The following is a 16,098-nucleotide window of genomic DNA, read 5'->3' as shown; positions in this document are numbered from 1 at the left end:
CGAACGTGGCGCGCGTGCTTGTGGTGGACGACGAACCGGGCATCCGGACGGCGGTGGCGCGCGGCCTGACGGCCGAGGGCATGGAGGTCGTCGCCGTCGGGGACGGGCACTCGGCGTTGGAGGCGGCCCTCACCGGGAGCTTCGACGCGGTCGTGCTCGACATCATCCTCCCCGGGCTCTCCGGGTACCGGGTGCTCGAACAGATCAGGGCGGCGGGCGTGGACACCCCCGTGCTGCTGCTCTCGGCGAAGGACGGCGAGTTCGACCAGGCCGACGGCCTGGACCTGGGCGCCGACGGGTACCTCGTCAAGCCGTTCGCGTTCGTGGTGCTGGTGGCCCAGGTGCGGGCCATGCTGCGCCGCCGCGACGCGGCGCTCGGCCGCACCGGCCAGCGCGTCCGGCTCGGCCCGCTGCTCGTCGACCCGGTGGCGCGGTCGGTGAGCTGGCACGGCGACGTCGTGGAGCTGTCGCCCCGCGAGTTCGCCCTGCTGCACGCGCTCGCGAGCCGCCCCGACACCGCGGTCGCGAAGGACGAGCTCCTGCGGCTGGTGTGGGGCGACGAGCAGGCCGCCAGCCGCAACGTCGTCGAGGTCTACGTCGGGTACGTGCGGCGCAAGCTCGACGCCGTCGGCGCCGGTCACGTGCTCAAGACCGTCCGCGGCTACGGGTACATCATCGAGTCACCGTGAGAAGGTTCCGCCGGTGGTGGTCGGCGCGACCGCTGCGGCTGCGGATCACGCTCGTGGTCGGGTGCGTCGCGCTCATCGGCATGCTCGCGCTGAGCCGGCTCGGGGTCAGCATGCTCTACGAGACGATGCTCGGGGCCGCCGACGCCGAGCTGCGCAGCGACGCCCGCGTCGTGGCCGAGCAGCTGGCCGCGGGGACCCCACCGGAGCAGGTGCGCCGGTTCGAGCTGCGGGTCGTCGACATGTCCGGGGTGCCCGTAGACGGCGGCCCGGCGCTCCCGCTGCGGCCCGACCAGACCCGGGCGCTCGCCGCGGGCGACGCCTTCGTCGTCGGCGACTTCCGGGAGCTGCGCCGCTGGCTCGCCGTGCCCGCCGTGATGCCGGACGGGTCGCCGCGGCTCGTCGTCGTGACCTCCGACCTCGTGGGCGGGGCCATCCTGCTGGCGAACGCGACCGTCGGGTTCGTCGTCGGCGCGCTGGTCGTGGCCGCGGTCGTGGCGCTCGCGGCGTGGGCGGCGACCCGGGCCGCGCTGCGCCCCGTCGACCGGATGCGCGTGGCCGCATCGGCGCTCCCGCCGGGTCAGCGCCTGCCGGTGCCGGTCGCCAAGGACGAGCTGCGGGTGCTCGCCGAGGAGTTCAACGCCCTGCTGGCGCGCCGCGACGAGGCCGTGTCCCGCCTCGAGCGGTTCACCGGCGACGCCGCCCACGAGCTGCGCTCACCGGTGGCCGCCATCCGGGCGCAGGCGGAGGTCGCCGTCGCCCACCCCGACCCGGAGCTCACCGACGAGGTGCTGCGGTCCATCGTCGCCGAGGCCACCCGGCTGACCGCCCTGCTGTCCGACCTGCTCGCGCTCGCCCGGGCCGACGCCGGGCAGCGCCCGCCCGCGGAGCCGGTGGACCTCGTCGCCGCCGCCAAGGCCGCCATGGAGCGGGCCGGTGGCGGCACCGGCTGCGAGCGCGACCACATCGACGACCCTGTGCTGCAGCTGGTGGCGCCCACCCCCGCCGAGGTCGCGGCGACCCCGTCGGAGGTGGCGCTCGTGCTGGACAACCTCGTGTCGAACGCGCGCCGCTACGCCCGTTCCCTGGTGCGGATCAGCGTCCTGCCCGCGGGCCGGGTCGTCCGGCTGCTCGTGGAGGACGACGGGCCGGGGATCCCGCCCGCCGACCGCGAGCGGATCTTCGACCGGTTCGTGCGGCTCTCCCCGGAGGCGGGCGGCGGGGCCGGGCTCGGGCTGGCCCTCGTCGCGGCGCTCGTGCACGGGCGCGGCGGCGTCGTGTCCGCCGGGGCCACGCCCACCGGCGGTGGGCGCATCGAGGTGCGTTGGCCCGCCGTGGCCGCCAAGGCCCCGGCGGGGGCGCCGGGCGCTCAGGGGTAGCGGCGCGGGGGCGCGATCTCCTGGTCCTGCTCCTCGGCCGGGACCGGCGACGGGTTCGGCAGGTCCGACGCCTCCGGGTCGCGCGGGGGGAAGCGCATCGGCTGGGCGCGGGGCGCGTCGTCGGGGGCGAGCCCGAGGCCGGCCAGCCCGGACGAGGGCTCGCCCTCCTGCTCGGCCTGCACGACCGTTCCCGGCTGGACCGGCCACCCCGGCGGGACCGTGCGCGCCGGGAGGGTCGGCGCGGCGGGCTGTTGGGTGCCCGCGTCGGCCGCCCGGGGCCCGTCGCCCTGGTCGGCAGGGGGCGCGGCCTCGGCCGACGCCGCCGGCTGCTGCGCGGCGGGCGCCTGCTGCGCGGCCTGCTCGGCGGCGCCGTGGGCCGGGGAGGCCTGCCTCGCGGGCTGCTCGGCGGGCGGGTGTCCGTTCGTGCTGCTCTCGGTGGGTGCCGCGGTCTGCTGCGCGGGCTGCTCGGTGGGCCCGTGGCCGTTCGAGGAGGCCGGTTCCGGCGTCGCGGGTGGATCGGTGGCGGGGTGGGCGCCCGGGGTGGCCCGGGTGTCGTCGGCGGCGTGCTCGGCGGGCGCCGGGGCCGGGGTGGCCTGCGCCGCGCCCTGGCCGTCGTCGGCGGCCCGGCCGTTCGAGGCGGCGGCGTGCGCGTGGCCGGTGTCCCCGTTGGCGGTGACCCGCTTCGCGGGGATGGCCCGGTCGAGCAGCTGACGGCTCGTGTCGAGCTGGGCGGCGAGGTGCTGGCGCAGCTGGTGCAGGTCGTCGACCTCGCGCTGGGCCTCCTCCACCGTCCGGCGCACCGCCTCCTTGGCCTCGGCGAGCACCGTACGGGCCTGCTCGTCCGCGTCGTCCATCACCCGGCGGGCGGTGCGCATGGCCTCGGTCTGCAGCTTCGCGAGCTGCGCCATCGCCTCGCGGCAGCGCAGCGCGAGGACCTGGCGGAACTCCTCGTCGGCCGCGGCGCGGCGGGCGGCGGCCTCCTCGTCGAGGCGGGCGCGCTCGGCGGCGGCCTCGCGGCGCATCCGCTCGATCTCCTCCGCGTCGCGCGGGCTGCGCAGCTCGTCCTCGGAGAAGCCGAAGCCGACGATGTCGCCGGGCTCGCCGCCGACGGACTCGATGATCTCCGCCGCCTGTGCGGCCGCCTGGGCGGCCACGTCGGCGCGCTTGCCGGTGAACTCCTCCTTGGCGAGGCGGAGCATGACCTGCAGCCGCTGGTTCATGCTGTCGACCGTCTCCGCGGGCCCGGCGAGGACGCGCAGCTCGTTCCGCAGCCGCTCGATCTCGGCGTGCGCCGCGTCCAGCTCCTTGCGGCAGGCGGCGAGCTGCCGGCCGAGCTGGGCGGCCTGGTCGGCGGCGGCGGCGCGGTCGGCGGCGAGGATCGTCATCTCGGCGTCGACCCGGCTCAGGTGGTAGGCCACCTGGTCGGGGTCGTAACCGCGGCGCACGACCGCGAACGCGGGCGTGGGGATCGGCGCCTGCTCGGCTTGAGCCATGTGGATCACGGTACGAGCGGGGGCGGCCGCGGTCGCCGATGGGGCGACTATTTCACCTGGTCGTGCGGGTGACGCCCCCGACCGTGCGCACCCGCGCCCGCTGACATCATCGGGGAGTGCCCGTACTGCGCTCCAGCGCGCTGATCGACGCCCCCCGGCGCACCGTGGCGGGCCTCCTGCGCGACGCCGGGGTGTCGGCGGAGGCGATGCGCCGCTGCGGCCACCGCTTCGCCGCGGCCGGCCCGCTGGTGTGCCTCGGCCAGACCGTCCGGTTCGGGGTGCGCGTGCTCCCCGGCGTCCGGGTGCCGATGCGGACCCGGATCACGGCCGTCTCGGAGGAGGGGCTCGAGTCGGTGCTCGTGACCGGCCCGCTGCCCGCGCTGCGCCACCGCACCACGCTCACCGAGACCGCGGCCGGCACGCTCCTGCTCGACGAGGTGAGCTGGACCTCCCCGCTCGGCCGACTGGGCCGCGTCGGCGACGTGCTGCTCGGCCGGGGCCTCGTGCTGCGCCTGCTGGCCGCCCGTGCCGAGACGCTGGTCGAGCGGGTGGCGCAGGTGGCGAGCCGCCCGGTCGTGGTCGCCACCGCGGTGGTGCGCGACGGCGCCGTGCTCGTCGCCCAGCGGTCCCGCCCCGCCGAGCTCGCCGGGCGCTGGGAGCTGCCGGGCGGTCGCGTCGAGGACGGGGAGTCCGAGGCCGACGCGGTCGTGCGCGAGCTGCGGGAGGAGCTGGGGGTCGAGGTCCGCGTGACCGGCCGGCTCGGCACCGACCTGCCGCTCGCCGACGTGCTGCTGCGGGTGCACACCGCCGAGCTGGCCCCCGGCAGCCCCGAGCCGCGGCCGCTGGAGCACGCCGCGCTGCGCTGGGTCCGCGCGGCCGACGTCGCCGACCTCGACTGGGTGCCCGCCGACCGCGCCGTCGCCGCAGACCTGGCCGCCCTCCTCCGCTGACCCCGCGGGTCGCGGTCCGGGTGCGGGCGAGTCGCGGTCCGGGTGTCGGCGAGTCGCGGTCCGGGTGTCGGCGAGTCGCGGTGTGGGTGTGGGCGAGTCGGGGTCTGGGTGTGGGCGAGTCGCGGCCTGCATGTCGGCGAACCGGGCGGAGGCACGAGCCGTGGACTCCGGCCGGCGGTGCCCCGGGGACCGCTCGGGTGATCGACCGGGAGCGCCGCCATGCGCGGTACGGGGACCCGTGGGGCCCGCCGGCGCAGCGGCGTGCCGAGGTGCGGCGACGAGTCGGGCCGGCGCTCGATCGGTCCGCGCCTGGGCGGGTCCGGTTGTCGTCGTTGTGCGCCGGTGACGGCCGCGATCTTCTCCCGGTGCTCGCCGGGCATCCGCGCGGCGGCGACGTCCACGGTCGTCTCGTCGAGCTCGAGCCGGGGTTGTGCGCGGCCGCACGGATGTCGGCACCACCCGGGGTCGAGGTCCTCGAGGCCGGTGCGGGAAGCGCGTCCGCGTGCGCGGGCGCCGTGCCGGCGGATCTCCTGCTGCTGTGCGGCATCTCTTGCGAACCGTGCGAGCCGTCCCGCCGCTGCTCGCGACCGGAGGGACCGGGATCTGGACCCGCAGCACCCGCCCGCCCGACCTCACCCCGCGCATCGGATCGTGGTTCGAGGCAGTCGGCGTCGAGGAGGTGTCGTTCGTCGCAGCGCCGCCCGCCCGGGCCGGTCGGTCGGCGCCGGGGTGCATCGCGGGCCGACTGCCCCCTTCGAGGCGGACCTGCGGCCGTTCACCTTCGTGTGACCGGCCGTCTCCGGCGCCGCAGCAGGATCGGTTGCGGGCCGACCGGACGTGGCGTCTCCTGCTGTCCCCCGCCGCGTCCTCGCCTCGGACCGGCAGCGGCGTCGTTCACACCCGTGAACGCCGTGGAACCGCCCCGGGCCCACCACCGTCCGTGCCGGCATGTCCTTCGAGCTCCTCATCGCCCGCCAGGCCGGCGTGGTCTCCCGCGATCAGGCGCTGAGGGCCGGCCTGGACCCGTCGGCGGTCGACCGGCTCGTCCGGACCCGGCGCTGGCGCCCGCTGCACCCCCGCGTCTACCTCACCCCCGGCCACCCCGCCGGGGACGAGGCCCGGGCGTGGGCGGCGGTGCTGTGGGCCGGCCCGGGCGCGGTGCTCTCCGGGGCGGCGGCCGCGTGGTGGCACGGGCTGCTCGACGACGCCCCGCCCGTCCTCGCCGTGAGCGCCCCGTCGCGCCGGCCGCCGCGGCCGGGGGCCGCGGTGCGGTGCCGGCTGCTCGACGCCCCCGACCGCACCGAGCGGCGCGGCCTCCCCGTCACCGCGGCGGCGCTCGCCGCGCTGGAGGCCGCCGTCGAGCTCGGGGGCACGGCGGGCCGCGATCTGCTGCGGCGCGCCCTGCCGCGGGTCGGCCCGGCGGAGGTGCTCGCGGCGCACCGGCGCCACCCGACGCTCGCGGGCCGGGCGCTCCTGGCGGGCCTCGCGAGCCGCCCGCGGGGTGATCTCCACCACCCCAGGGGCGTGGACCGTGCCCTCCACCGGCGGGTCGAGGTGAGGGCGTCCTCACTCCGGCGGCAGGCCCGCTGCGGCGCCGGGCTACCGTGAAGTGTGAGCACAGCAGCACCCACCCTCGCGGCTCCCGCGCAGCGGTCAGGCGCGTCCCGCGAGTCGGGCGCCCGGCTGCGCAACGTCGCCATCGTCGCGCACGTCGACCACGGCAAGACCACCCTCGTCGACGCCATGCTGCGCGCCTCGGGCGCGTTCGGCGAACGGGCCGCCGTGGTCGACCGCGTCCTCGACTCGGGCGACCTGGAGCGCGAGAAGGGCATCACGATCCTCGCCAAGCACACGGCGATCCACTGGCACGGCATGACGCTGAACGTCGTCGACACGCCGGGCCACGCCGACTTCGGCGGCGAGGTCGAACGCGGCCTGTCGATGGTCGACGGCGTGGTGCTGCTGGTCGACGCGAGCGAGGGGCCGCTGCCGCAGACGCGGTTCGTGCTGCGCAAGACGCTCGCCGCCGGCCTGCCGGTCGTGCTGGTGGTCAACAAGACCGACCGGCCGGACGCCCGCTGCGCCGAGGTCGTCGACGAGAGCCTCGAGCTGCTGCTGGAGCTGGCCGACGAGCTGGAGCTCGACGAGGACACCACCGGGCAGCTGCTCGACCTCCCGGTCGTCTACGCGAGCGGCCGGGCCGGGCGGGCCTCCCGCACCCGCCCCGCCGACGGCGAGCTGCCCGCCGACCCCGGCCTCGACGCGCTGTTCGACGTGATCGCCGAGACCGTGCCGCCGCCCGCCGACGACCCGGACGCGCCGCTGCAGGCCCACGTCACCAACCTCGACGCCACGAGCTACCTCGGCCGCATCGCGCTGTGCCGGGTCCGCGCGGGCGTGATCCGCAGGGGCCAGCAGGTGGCGTGGTGCCGGGCCGACGGCACGACCACCCGCGTCAAGATCACCGAGCTGCTGCGCACCGAGGCGCTCGAGCGGGTGCCCGCCGAGTCGGCGAGCGCGGGCGACCTGGTCGCCGTGGCCGGCATCGCCGACGTGATGATCGGCGACACGCTCGCCGACCCGGAGCAGCCGGTGCCGCTGCCGCGCATCCACGTCGACGAGCCCGCGATCGCCGTCACGATCGGCATCAACACCTCGCCGCTGGCCGGTCGCGACGAGCACCCCGGCACCAAGCTCACCGCCCGGCTGGTGAAGAACCGCCTCGACGCCGAGCTGGTCGGCAACGTCAGCCTCCGCGTGCTGCCCACCGAGCGGCCGGACGCGTGGGAGGTGCAGGGCCGCGGTGAGCTCGCCCTCGCGGTGCTGGTCGAGACGATGCGCCGGGAGGGCTTCGAGCTGACCGTGGGCAAGCCGGAGGTCGTCACGAAGACGATCGACGGCAAGCTGCACGAGCCGTTCGAGCTGCTGTCGGTCGACGTGCCCTCCGAGCACCTGGGCGCGGTCACGCAGCTGGTGGCGGGCCGCAAGGGCGAGCTGCTGGAGATGGTGCACGGCGAGTCGCGGGTGCGGATGGAGTACCGGGTCCCGGCGCGCGGGCTGATCGGCTTCCGCACCGAGTTCCTGACGATCACCCGCGGCGCGGGCATCGCGAGCCACGTCTTCGACGGCTACGGGCCGTGGGTGGGCGAGCTGCGCACGCGCCAGCGCGGCTCGCTGGTGGCCGACCGGTCGGGCCCGGTCACCGCGTACGCGGTCGAGCAGCTCTCCGACCGCGGCGTGCTGTTCGTCGGCCCGGGCACGCAGGTGTACGAGGGCATGGTGATCGGCGAGTACACCCGCGCCGAGGACCTCGAGGTCAACATCACCCGCGAGAAGAAGCTCACCAACATGCGCTCGTCCACCGGCGACGAGCTGGTGAAGCTGACCCCGCCCACCGTGCTCAACCTGGAGCAGGCGCTCGAGTTCTGCGCCCCGGACGAGTGCGTCGAGGTCACGCCGGAGTCGGTGCGGATCCGCAAGGTCGAACTGGACTCGCACGCCCGGGCCCGGCAGCGGGCGAGGGCGCGCAACCCCCGCTGATCCGCCGCGGCGCGCGCTCCATACGGTTGGGGGTATGCGGATGCGGGCGTCGGGATGTGCCGCGCTGGTCCTGGCGCTCGTCGTGGCGCTGGCCTCGTGCTCGGACGAGCCGGTGGCGCCGCCCCCGCCCGCGCCGATCCCGACCCCGCAGCCGGAGCCGACGCGGCTCGTGGTGGGTGTGGACGACCTGGGCGCGGGCTTCAACCCGCACCTGCTCGCCCACCAGTCGCCGGTGACGAGGGCGCTCGCCGCGCTCGTGCTGCCGTCGGTGTTCCGGCCGACCGCGGACGGCACGATGCAGCTCGACCCGACGATCGCGACGAGCGCCGAGGTCACCGCGACGGAGCCGTTCACGGTGAGCTACGAGCTCAACCTCGAGGCCTCCTGGTCGACGAACGCGCCCATCGCGGCCGAGGACTTCGTCTACCTGTGGGAGCAGATGCGCAGCCAGCCCGGCGTCACGGACGCGGCCGGCTACCAGCTGATCACCGAGGTGCGCTCGCGGGCCGGCGGCAAGGCGGTCGACGTCGTGTTCTCCCACCCCTACCCGGCCTGGCAGCACCTGTTCTCCGACCTGCTGCCCGCGCACATCCTCAAAGACGCCCCCGGCTCGTGGATCGGCGCGCTCACCGACGGCGTCCCGGCGTCCGGCGGGCCGTTCCGCGTGACCCAGATCGACCGGGCGCGCGGCGAGGTGCAGCTCGCCCGCAACGACCTCTACTGGGACACCCCCACGGTGCTCGACGAGCTCGTGCTGCGCCGGTTCGAGCCGCAGGAGCTGGGCCCGGCGCTGGCCGCGAACGACGTCGACGTGGCCCTGTCGGAGGCGGGCCCCGACATCCGCACCGCGCTCGGCGGCGTGCAGCCCGCGCCCAAGCTGCAGCCCGCGCCGCAGCCGATCGTGACGCAGCTGGGGATGCGCGCCGACGGCGGGCCGCTCGCCGACGCCCGGGTCCGCCGCGGGATCGCGATGCTCCTGGACCGGGAGGCGATCCGCGCCGCGGTCGCCCCCGAGTCGCTGCCCGCCGACGCGTTCGGCCTCGCCCCCTCGCAGCCGGGGTACGCGTCCACGGCGCCGCCGGACGCGCCGCTGCGCCACGACCCGGCCGCCGCGGCCCAGCTGCTGGCGAGCGCGGGCTGGAGCCGCGACCTCACCACCGGCCGGTGGGCGGTGGCCGGAGGACCGGTGTCGCTGGTGATCGGGGCGGCGAACCAGCGGCCGGACGACGTCGAGGTGGCGCGGGTCGTCGCCGAGCAGCTCGACGCGGCGGGCATCGACGTCACGCTGGTGGCGCCGTCGGCCGTCGAGCTGTTCGGGCAGGCCGCGGTGCCCGCCGTCCCGCCGAGCCCCAGCCCGACGCCCTCGCCGACCGCGCAGCCCTCGGCGGGCGGCGACGCCACGGCCGCCCCGGACGGGGCGGAGGCGACGCCGACGACGACGCCCGCCCCCACCACGACCGCGCTGCCCGCCCCGCCCGGTGGGGTGGAGGTCGACCTGATGGTGCTGCCGCGCACCGCGGGCGGCGACCTCGGCACCGAGCTCGCCTCCGACTACGGCTGCCCCGCCCCCACGTCGCTGGTGCCCGACCCGCCGCGCCCGCCCACCGGGTTCTGCTTCCCCGCGCTGCGCCCCGCGCTCGACGAGCTCGTCTCCGCCGAGGCCCGCCCGGAGACGCCGGCCGCCGTCGAGCAGGTGCTCTGGGCGCAGCTGCCGGCCCTGCCGCTGTTCCAGCCCGTCGACCTCATCGTGGCCACGCCCGCGGGCGACGCCGCCACCGGCATCGGGCCGGGCCCGCTCGTGTCGGGGCCCCTCACCGGAGCGGAGACCTGGCGCGAACCCGCCGAGTGACGCTCCGGGTAAGTTACCGTCCGGTAATGGGTTGATGTCACTCCGTACGGCTCCGGTCACCCTTTGGTCACGATCGAGCGGCGGCGGATGACTGGCGGCGAAAGCGCTTCCTACCGTGCCCTGGGTCGGGGCGCTGGTCCGTCACATGGGCCGGGTTTCGCCGTGCTGGTGATGGAACGCCCGACCCCGGGTGGTCCAGCAGAAGAGAGGGCAGGAAGTCCGATGAGGAGATCTCGAGCGGCGGCGCTCGCCGCCATCGGGGCGGTGGCCACACTGGTGCTCGCGGCCTGTGGCGGAGGCGGCGGCGGTGGCGACGGCGATCCCTCCGAGGACGGGATCTACGCGGACTGCAAGGCGAACCCCAACACCTGCAACGCGGTGCCGGCCTCGGAGCTGCAGCAGGGCGGGACGATCACCTTCGCGATCGAGAAGAACATCCCGAACTGGAACATCAACTCGTCCGAGGGCAACGTCTTCGAGCCCGCTCTGGCGATCAAGACGCTCCTGCCGTGGACGTTCACCACGACGCCGGACCTGAAGATGGTCCTGAACGAGAACGTCCTGGTCTCGGCGGAGCAGACCAGCACCTCCCCGCAGACGATCGTCTACGAGATCAGGCCGGAGGCCGTCTGGAACGACGGCACGCCGATCACCGCCGACGACTTCGTCTTCCAGTGGAAGACGATGAACGGCAAGGACTGCCCCGGCTGCGCCGCGGCGCAGAACGCGGGCTACGACCAGATCGAGTCGATCACCGGCTCGAACGACGGGAAGACCGTCACCGTCGTGTTCGGCACGCCGTACGCCGACTGGAAGAACCTCTTCGCCTCCGGCACGCCGCTCTACCCGGCGCACATCGCGGCCCAGCAGGGCGACCTCAACACCCCCGAGGGCCTGCAGGCCGCGTGGGACTGGTTCGGCGCGACCGTGCCGACCTACAGCGGCGGGCCCTTCCAGGTGGAGAGCTGGCAGGACAACGTCGCGCTGACCCTGGTGCCGAACCCGTCCTGGTACGGCGAGACGAAGCCCAAGCTCGACAAGCTGATCATGCGGGTGATCACCGACGCCACGCAGGAGCCGATCGCGCTGCAGAACGACGAGGTGCAGGTCGTCTACCCGCAGCCGCAGGTCGACCTGGTGGAGCAGCTGGAGAACATCCCCGGCGTGTCGCAGTACCAGGGGCTCGGGCTCACCTGGGAGCACCTCGACCTGAACCTGGCCAACGAGTTCCTGGCCGACGAGGCGCTGCGTGACGCGATCTTCGTGGCCACCGACGTGCAGGCGATCATCGACTCGACGGTCGGCCAGTTCAACGAGGAGGTCACGCCGCTCAAGAGCCACATGTTCGTGCCGGGCCAGGAGGGCTTCGAGGAGTACCTGCCGCCCGAGCAGGGCAGCGGTGACATCGAGCGGGCGCGCCAGATCCTCACCGAGGCCGGCTACACGAACATCGGCGAGGGCCAGCAGCTGACCACCCCGGACGGTCGGGCGGTGCCGCCGCTGCGGATCCGCTACACGGTCGGCAACGCGATCCGCCAGACCACGGTCGAGCTGATCCAGGCGCAGGTGCGTCCGCTGGGCCTCAACCTGGAGATCGTGCCCACCGACGACCTGGGCGAGACCACCGACAGCGGCGACTACGACCTGATCGTCTTCGCCTGGGTGCAGACGCCCGCGTCGTTCAGCAACGCGCAGCAGACCTGGCTGAGCACCTCGGAGAGCAACTACGGCCAGTACAACAACCCCGAGGTCGACCGGATGCTGAACGAGGCGGCGACCTCGACCGACCTCGAGGCGGCCCGCAACCTCCTCAACGAGGCCGGGGCGATCCTCGCCGAGGACTCCTACGTGCTGCCGCTGTACCAGAAGCCGACGATCATCGCCGCGCGCGACGACGTCGCCAACGCCCGGAACAACTCCTCGCTCGACGGACCCACCTACAACGTCGAGGAGTGGGGTCTGCGCGCGTCGAGCTGAGCTCCCACGTCCGGGGCGGTCACGCGGTCGTGCGTGGCCGCCCCGGACGGGGCGTAGCCTGCTCCACGAGCCGCCGTACCCACCACCGGAAGATCACGAATGCTCGCCTTCGCCGTGCGGCGGATCGCGGTTTCCGTCCCGATCCTGCTGATCTCGACGTTCATCGTCTTCATGCTCGCGTCGCTGTCGGGCAACCCGCTGACGCCGCTGTTGACGCGCAACCCACCGCCCCCGCCCGAGACCATCGCCCTCGAGGCGGAGCGGCTGCGGCTGAACCACCCGCTCCTGGAGCGCTACTGGATGTGGCTCACCGGGATCTTCCAGGGTGACTTCGGCCCGTCGGTCCAGTCCAACCTCGACATCGGGGCCGAGGTCGCGGCCCGCTTCCTGGTCACGATGCGCCTGATCGCGGTCGCGATGATCGTGGCGCTCGTGCTCGCCGTGGTGATCGGCGTGATCAGCGCGGTGAAGCAGTACTCCAAGACCGACTACGTCGCGACGTTCCTCGGCTTCCTGTTCCTCGCCATGCCGGCGTTCTGGCTGGCCATCCTGCTCAAGCAGGCGGGGATCGAGTTCAACAACGCCGTCGACGAGCAGGTGATCTACACGATCGGCGACTCGTCGGTGCCGCCCCCGGAGGGCTTCGGGGCGCGGCTGGCCGACATCGCGGGGCACATGATCCTGCCGACGATCTCGCTCGCGCTGATCTCCTACGCGGCGTGGAGCCGCTACCAGCGCGCGGCGATGCTCGAGGTCCTCAACAGCGACTACGTGCGGCTCGCCAGGGCGAAGGGGCTGTCGCGCCGCCGCGTGATGGTCAAGCACGCGTTGCGCAACGCGCTCATCCCGCTGACCACCGTCACCGCCCTCGACCTCGCCTCGATCATCAGCGGCGCCGTGGTCACCGAGACCGTGTTCCAGTGGCGCGGGATGGGCGACCTGCTGCTCACCGCGATCCACTCCGACGACGTCTACGTCGTGATGGCGTGGCTGCTCGTCACCGCCAGCGTGGTGATCCTGTTCAACCTGCTGGCCGACCTGCTCTACGCCGTCCTCGACCCCAGGATCCGCTATGCCTGAGTCCCCCGTGACGGCCCCGGAGGCCGGCTCCCGGGCGCCGGAGCGCGAGTTCACCGTCGCCGAGCGCAGCCAGTTCCAGCTCGTACTGCGCCGGTTCCTGCAGCACCGGCTCGCGGTCGGCAGCCTCGTCGTGCTGCTGTTCCTGGTGCTGCTGGCCTACGTCGGCGGCGCACTGTGGCAGTACGACTTCGGCGAGTTCACCCCCGACAAGTCCGACCCGCCCTCGTTCGACCACCCGTTCGGCACCGACGCCGCGGGCAAGGACCAGTTCGCGCAGGTGCTGCGCGGCACCCAGATCTCGCTGCAGATCGCGGTGCTCGTGGCGCTGTTCTCCACGATCGTCGGCACGGTGTGGGGTTCGGTGGCCGGCTACTTCGGTGGGGCCGTCGACACGATCCTCATGCGGATCTCCGACCTGATCCTCACGCTGCCGCTGCTCGCCGTCGCGGCGATGCTCGCGCACAACTTCGGCGGCTCGTGGTGGCTGATCTCGCTCGTCATCGCCGGTCTGTACTGGGCGTACGTGTCCAGGGTCGCGCGCGGCGTCGTGCTCTCGCTGCGGGAGAAGGAGTTCATCGAGGCGGCGCGGGCGCTCGGCGCGAGCGACGCCCGGATCATCTTCCGGCACCTGGTGCCCAACGCGCTCGGCGCGATCATCGTCAACGCGACGGTCCTCGTGGCCTTGGCCATCCTGCTGGAGACCGCGCTGTCCTACCTCGGGTTCGGGGTGCGCCCGCCGGACACCTCGCTCGGCATCCTCGTCAGCGAGGCCCAGACGGCGCTCACCACCCGGCCGTGGCTGTTCTACTTCCCGGGCCTGTTCATCATCCTGATCGCGCTGACCATCAACTTCATCGGCGACGGCCTCCGCGACGCGCTCGACCCGCAGCAGACGAAGGTGCGCGCATGACCCGCCCGGAGGAGGACGTGCTCGCCACCGCGCAGACCCGCGGGGAAGCGGCGCGGGCGTCGCACGACGTGGTGCTCGAGGTCGAGAACCTCACCGTCGGCTTCCCCACCGACGACGGGCTCGTGCAGGCCGTCCGCGGCGTCAGCTACCAGCTGCGCCGGGGCGAGGTGCTGGGCATCGTCGGCGAGTCGGGGTCCGGCAAGTCGGTCACCTCGATGGCCGTCATGGGGCTGCTGCCCGGCACGGCCCGGGTCGCCGGGTCGGTGCGGTTCGACGGCCGGGAGCTGATCGGCGCCTCGGACGCGGAGCTGACCAGGATCCGCGGGCGGCGCATCGCGATGATCTTCCAGGACCCGATGACGTCGCTGAACCCCGTCTACACGATCGGCTACCAGATCGCGGAGGCGGTGCGCGCCCACCACGACGTCAGCAAGGAGGCCGCGCTCGCCAGGGCCGCCGAGCTGTTGGAGATCGTGCGCATCCCCAACGCCAAGGCGCGCCTGTCGAACTACCCGCACGAGCTGTCCGGCGGCATGCGGCAGCGCGTCGTCATCGCGATCGCGATGGCCAACGACCCGGACGTGATCATCGCCGACGAGCCGACCACGGCGTTGGACGTCACCGTCCAGGCGCAGATCCTCGACGCGCTCGACACCGCGCGCGAGGAGACCGGAGCGGCCATGGTGCTGATCACCCACGACCTCGGCGTCATCGCCGGGCGCGCCGACCGCGTGCTCGTCATGTACGCGGGCAAGCCGGTCGAGAGCGGCAGCGCCGACGACGTCTTCTACACCCCGCGCATGCCGTACTCGCTGGGGCTGCTCGGCAGCCTGCCCCGGCTCGACCGGCCCGCCGAGCGGCTCACCCCGATCCCGGGCGCGCCGCCGTCGCTGGTCAACATGCCGCCCGGCTGCCCGTTCACCCCGCGCTGCCCGCTGGCCCGCGAGGTCTGCGACGAGCAGGAGCCCGAGCTCGCCGCCACCACCAGCCCGGAGCACACGGCCGCGTGCCACTTCTCCGACGAGCTGGTGGGGGTCGAGCCGGAGCAGCTGTTCCGGACCCGGGTCACCGACACCGAGGCGCTCGCCGAGTTCGTCCGCGAGACCGCCGACCTGGAATCGTCCGACCTCGAGTCCCGGGACAACGCCTCATGACCGCCGCGCCCGTCGCCGCTCCGCCCGTGCTGAGCGTGCGCAACCTCGTCAAGCACTTCCCGGTGCGCTCCCGCGGGCTGCTGCGCCGCCAGGTGGGGGAGGTGCACGCCGTCTGCGGCGTCTCGTTCGACCTCGCCGAGCGGGAGACGCTCGGGCTGGTCGGCGAGTCCGGCTGCGGCAAGAGCACCACGGCCCGCGCGGTGCTGAACCTGCAGCCGGCCACCTCGGGCGAGGTCTACTACCAGGGCCGCGAGCTCACGTCGCTGTCCCGCAACGAGATGCGGGAGCTGCGCCGGGACCTGCAGATCGTGTTCCAGGACCCGTACGCGTCGCTCGACCCGCGGATGCCGGTCAACGAGATCGTCGCCGAGCCGCTGCGCATCCACGGCCGCTACGGCGACGACGGCCGCGACGTCGTGCGCGACCTCCTGCGCACCGTCGGGCTCAAGCCCGAGCACGGCAATCGGTTCCCGCACGAGTTCTCCGGCGGCCAGCGCCAGCGCATCGGCGTGGCGCGGGCGCTCGCGCTGCGGCCCAAGGTGCTCGTGCTCGACGAGCCGGTGTCCGCGCTGGACGTCTCCATCCAGGCGGGCGTGCTGAACCTGCTCGACGAGCTGCAGTCCGAGCTGGGGCTGTCGTACCTGTTCGTCTCGCACGACCTGTCGGTGGTGCGCCACATCGCCGACCGCATCGCCGTCATGTACCTGGGGCGGATCGTCGAGACGGGCACGTCGCAGCAGCTGTTCGAGGGGCCGGCGCACCCGTACACGCAGGCGCTGATCTCCGCGATCCCGCTGCCGGACCCCCGCAAGGAACGGGCCCGCGAGCGGATCACGGTGGTCGGCGACGTGCCCAGCCCGGCCGACCCGCCGAGCGGCTGCCGGTTCCGCACCCGGTGCCCGAAGTTCGCGAACGAGCTCGGGGAGGCCGAGCGGAAGGCGTGCGTCGAGCAGCAGCCCGAGCTGGTCGAGCGGGGCCAGGGGCACCCGGTGGCGTGCCACTACGCGGAGCGCAAGACCCTGCTCTGACGGGTCCTCGGCGAGTCGCGGTGTGGGTGTGCGCGAGTCGGGGTGTATGTGC

The 16,098-nt window shown here is 74.3% G+C and carries 12 protein-coding genes; 11 read left to right on the top strand and 1 reads right to left on the bottom strand.

Annotation, left to right across the window (positions count from 1 at the left end):
• Window positions 1–14: 14 nt before the first annotated feature.
• Both VKZ81_RS26265 and VKZ81_RS26260 read left to right on the top strand, forming a co-directional pair.
• Entirely contained in the window at window positions 15–689 is a 675-nt protein-coding gene (locus VKZ81_RS26265; protein ID WP_324244391.1) for a response regulator transcription factor, read from the top strand.
• On the top strand, window positions 686–2,065 hold the full coding sequence (locus tag VKZ81_RS26260) for a sensor histidine kinase (RefSeq protein WP_324244368.1): 1,380 nt from the start codon (window positions 686–688) through the stop codon (window positions 2,063–2,065). The genes VKZ81_RS26265 and VKZ81_RS26260 overlap by 4 nt, the downstream gene beginning before the upstream one ends.
• Here VKZ81_RS26260 and VKZ81_RS26255 read toward each other — a convergent pair.
• The gene (locus VKZ81_RS26255) at window positions 2,056–3,558 is read right to left on the bottom strand and encodes a hypothetical protein (protein ID WP_324244367.1); all 1,503 of its coding nucleotides are present in this window, start codon (window positions 3,556–3,558) and stop codon (window positions 2,056–2,058) included. The genes VKZ81_RS26260 and VKZ81_RS26255 overlap by 10 nt on opposite strands.
• A gap of 116 nt (window positions 3,559–3,674) precedes the next feature.
• Between VKZ81_RS26255 and VKZ81_RS26250 the strand changes: the two genes are divergently transcribed.
• From VKZ81_RS26250 to VKZ81_RS26210, 9 genes are all read left to right on the top strand, one after another.
• Entirely contained in the window at window positions 3,675–4,508 is an 834-nt protein-coding gene (locus VKZ81_RS26250) for an NUDIX domain-containing protein (RefSeq protein WP_324244366.1), read from the top strand.
• 948 nt (window positions 4,509–5,456) lie between these two features.
• Window positions 5,457–6,116 carry a type IV toxin-antitoxin system AbiEi family antitoxin domain-containing protein gene (locus tag VKZ81_RS26245; RefSeq protein ID WP_324244365.1) on the top strand — a complete coding sequence of 220 codons (660 nt, stop codon included), beginning with the start codon at window positions 5,457–5,459 and terminating at the stop codon, window positions 6,114–6,116.
• 3 nt (window positions 6,117–6,119) lie between these two features.
• The gene (gene typA, locus VKZ81_RS26240) at window positions 6,120–8,048 is read left to right on the top strand and encodes a translational GTPase TypA (protein ID WP_414709477.1); all 1,929 of its coding nucleotides are present in this window, start codon (window positions 6,120–6,122) and stop codon (window positions 8,046–8,048) included.
• Between the two features lie 34 nt (window positions 8,049–8,082).
• Complete coding sequence (locus VKZ81_RS26235) at window positions 8,083–9,897, top strand: ABC transporter substrate-binding protein (protein WP_324244364.1); 1,815 nt, start codon at window positions 8,083–8,085, stop codon at window positions 9,895–9,897.
• Window positions 9,898–10,119: 222 nt separating this feature from the next.
• Window positions 10,120–11,874, top strand: a complete 1,755-nt coding sequence (locus VKZ81_RS26230; protein WP_324244363.1) for an ABC transporter family substrate-binding protein — start codon at window positions 10,120–10,122, stop codon at window positions 11,872–11,874.
• A 99-nt stretch (window positions 11,875–11,973) separates the two neighbouring features.
• Complete coding sequence (locus VKZ81_RS26225) at window positions 11,974–12,954, top strand: ABC transporter permease (RefSeq protein WP_324244362.1); 981 nt, start codon at window positions 11,974–11,976, stop codon at window positions 12,952–12,954.
• Window positions 12,947–13,864 (top strand): ABC transporter permease, encoded by a 918-nt coding sequence (locus VKZ81_RS26220; RefSeq protein WP_324244361.1) that lies wholly within the window; start codon window positions 12,947–12,949, stop codon window positions 13,862–13,864. Before VKZ81_RS26225 ends, VKZ81_RS26220 begins: the two co-directional genes overlap by 8 nt.
• Window positions 13,861–15,018 carry an ABC transporter ATP-binding protein gene (locus tag VKZ81_RS26215; protein ID WP_324244360.1) on the top strand — a complete coding sequence of 386 codons (1,158 nt, stop codon included), beginning with the start codon at window positions 13,861–13,863 and terminating at the stop codon, window positions 15,016–15,018. The genes VKZ81_RS26220 and VKZ81_RS26215 overlap by 4 nt, the downstream gene beginning before the upstream one ends.
• The gene (locus tag VKZ81_RS26210) at window positions 15,015–16,046 is read left to right on the top strand and encodes an ABC transporter ATP-binding protein (protein ID WP_324244359.1); all 1,032 of its coding nucleotides are present in this window, start codon (window positions 15,015–15,017) and stop codon (window positions 16,044–16,046) included. The genes VKZ81_RS26215 and VKZ81_RS26210 overlap by 4 nt, the downstream gene beginning before the upstream one ends.
• Window positions 16,047–16,098 lie beyond the last annotated feature (52 nt).

Origin of the sequence: Pseudonocardia sp., from assembly GCF_035305885.1 — a bacterium.
Lineage (GTDB): Bacteria > Actinomycetota > Actinomycetes > Mycobacteriales > Pseudonocardiaceae > Pseudonocardia.
Note: the sequence above shows the minus strand (reverse complement) of the source record. Positions and strands in the feature narration are given on the sequence as shown.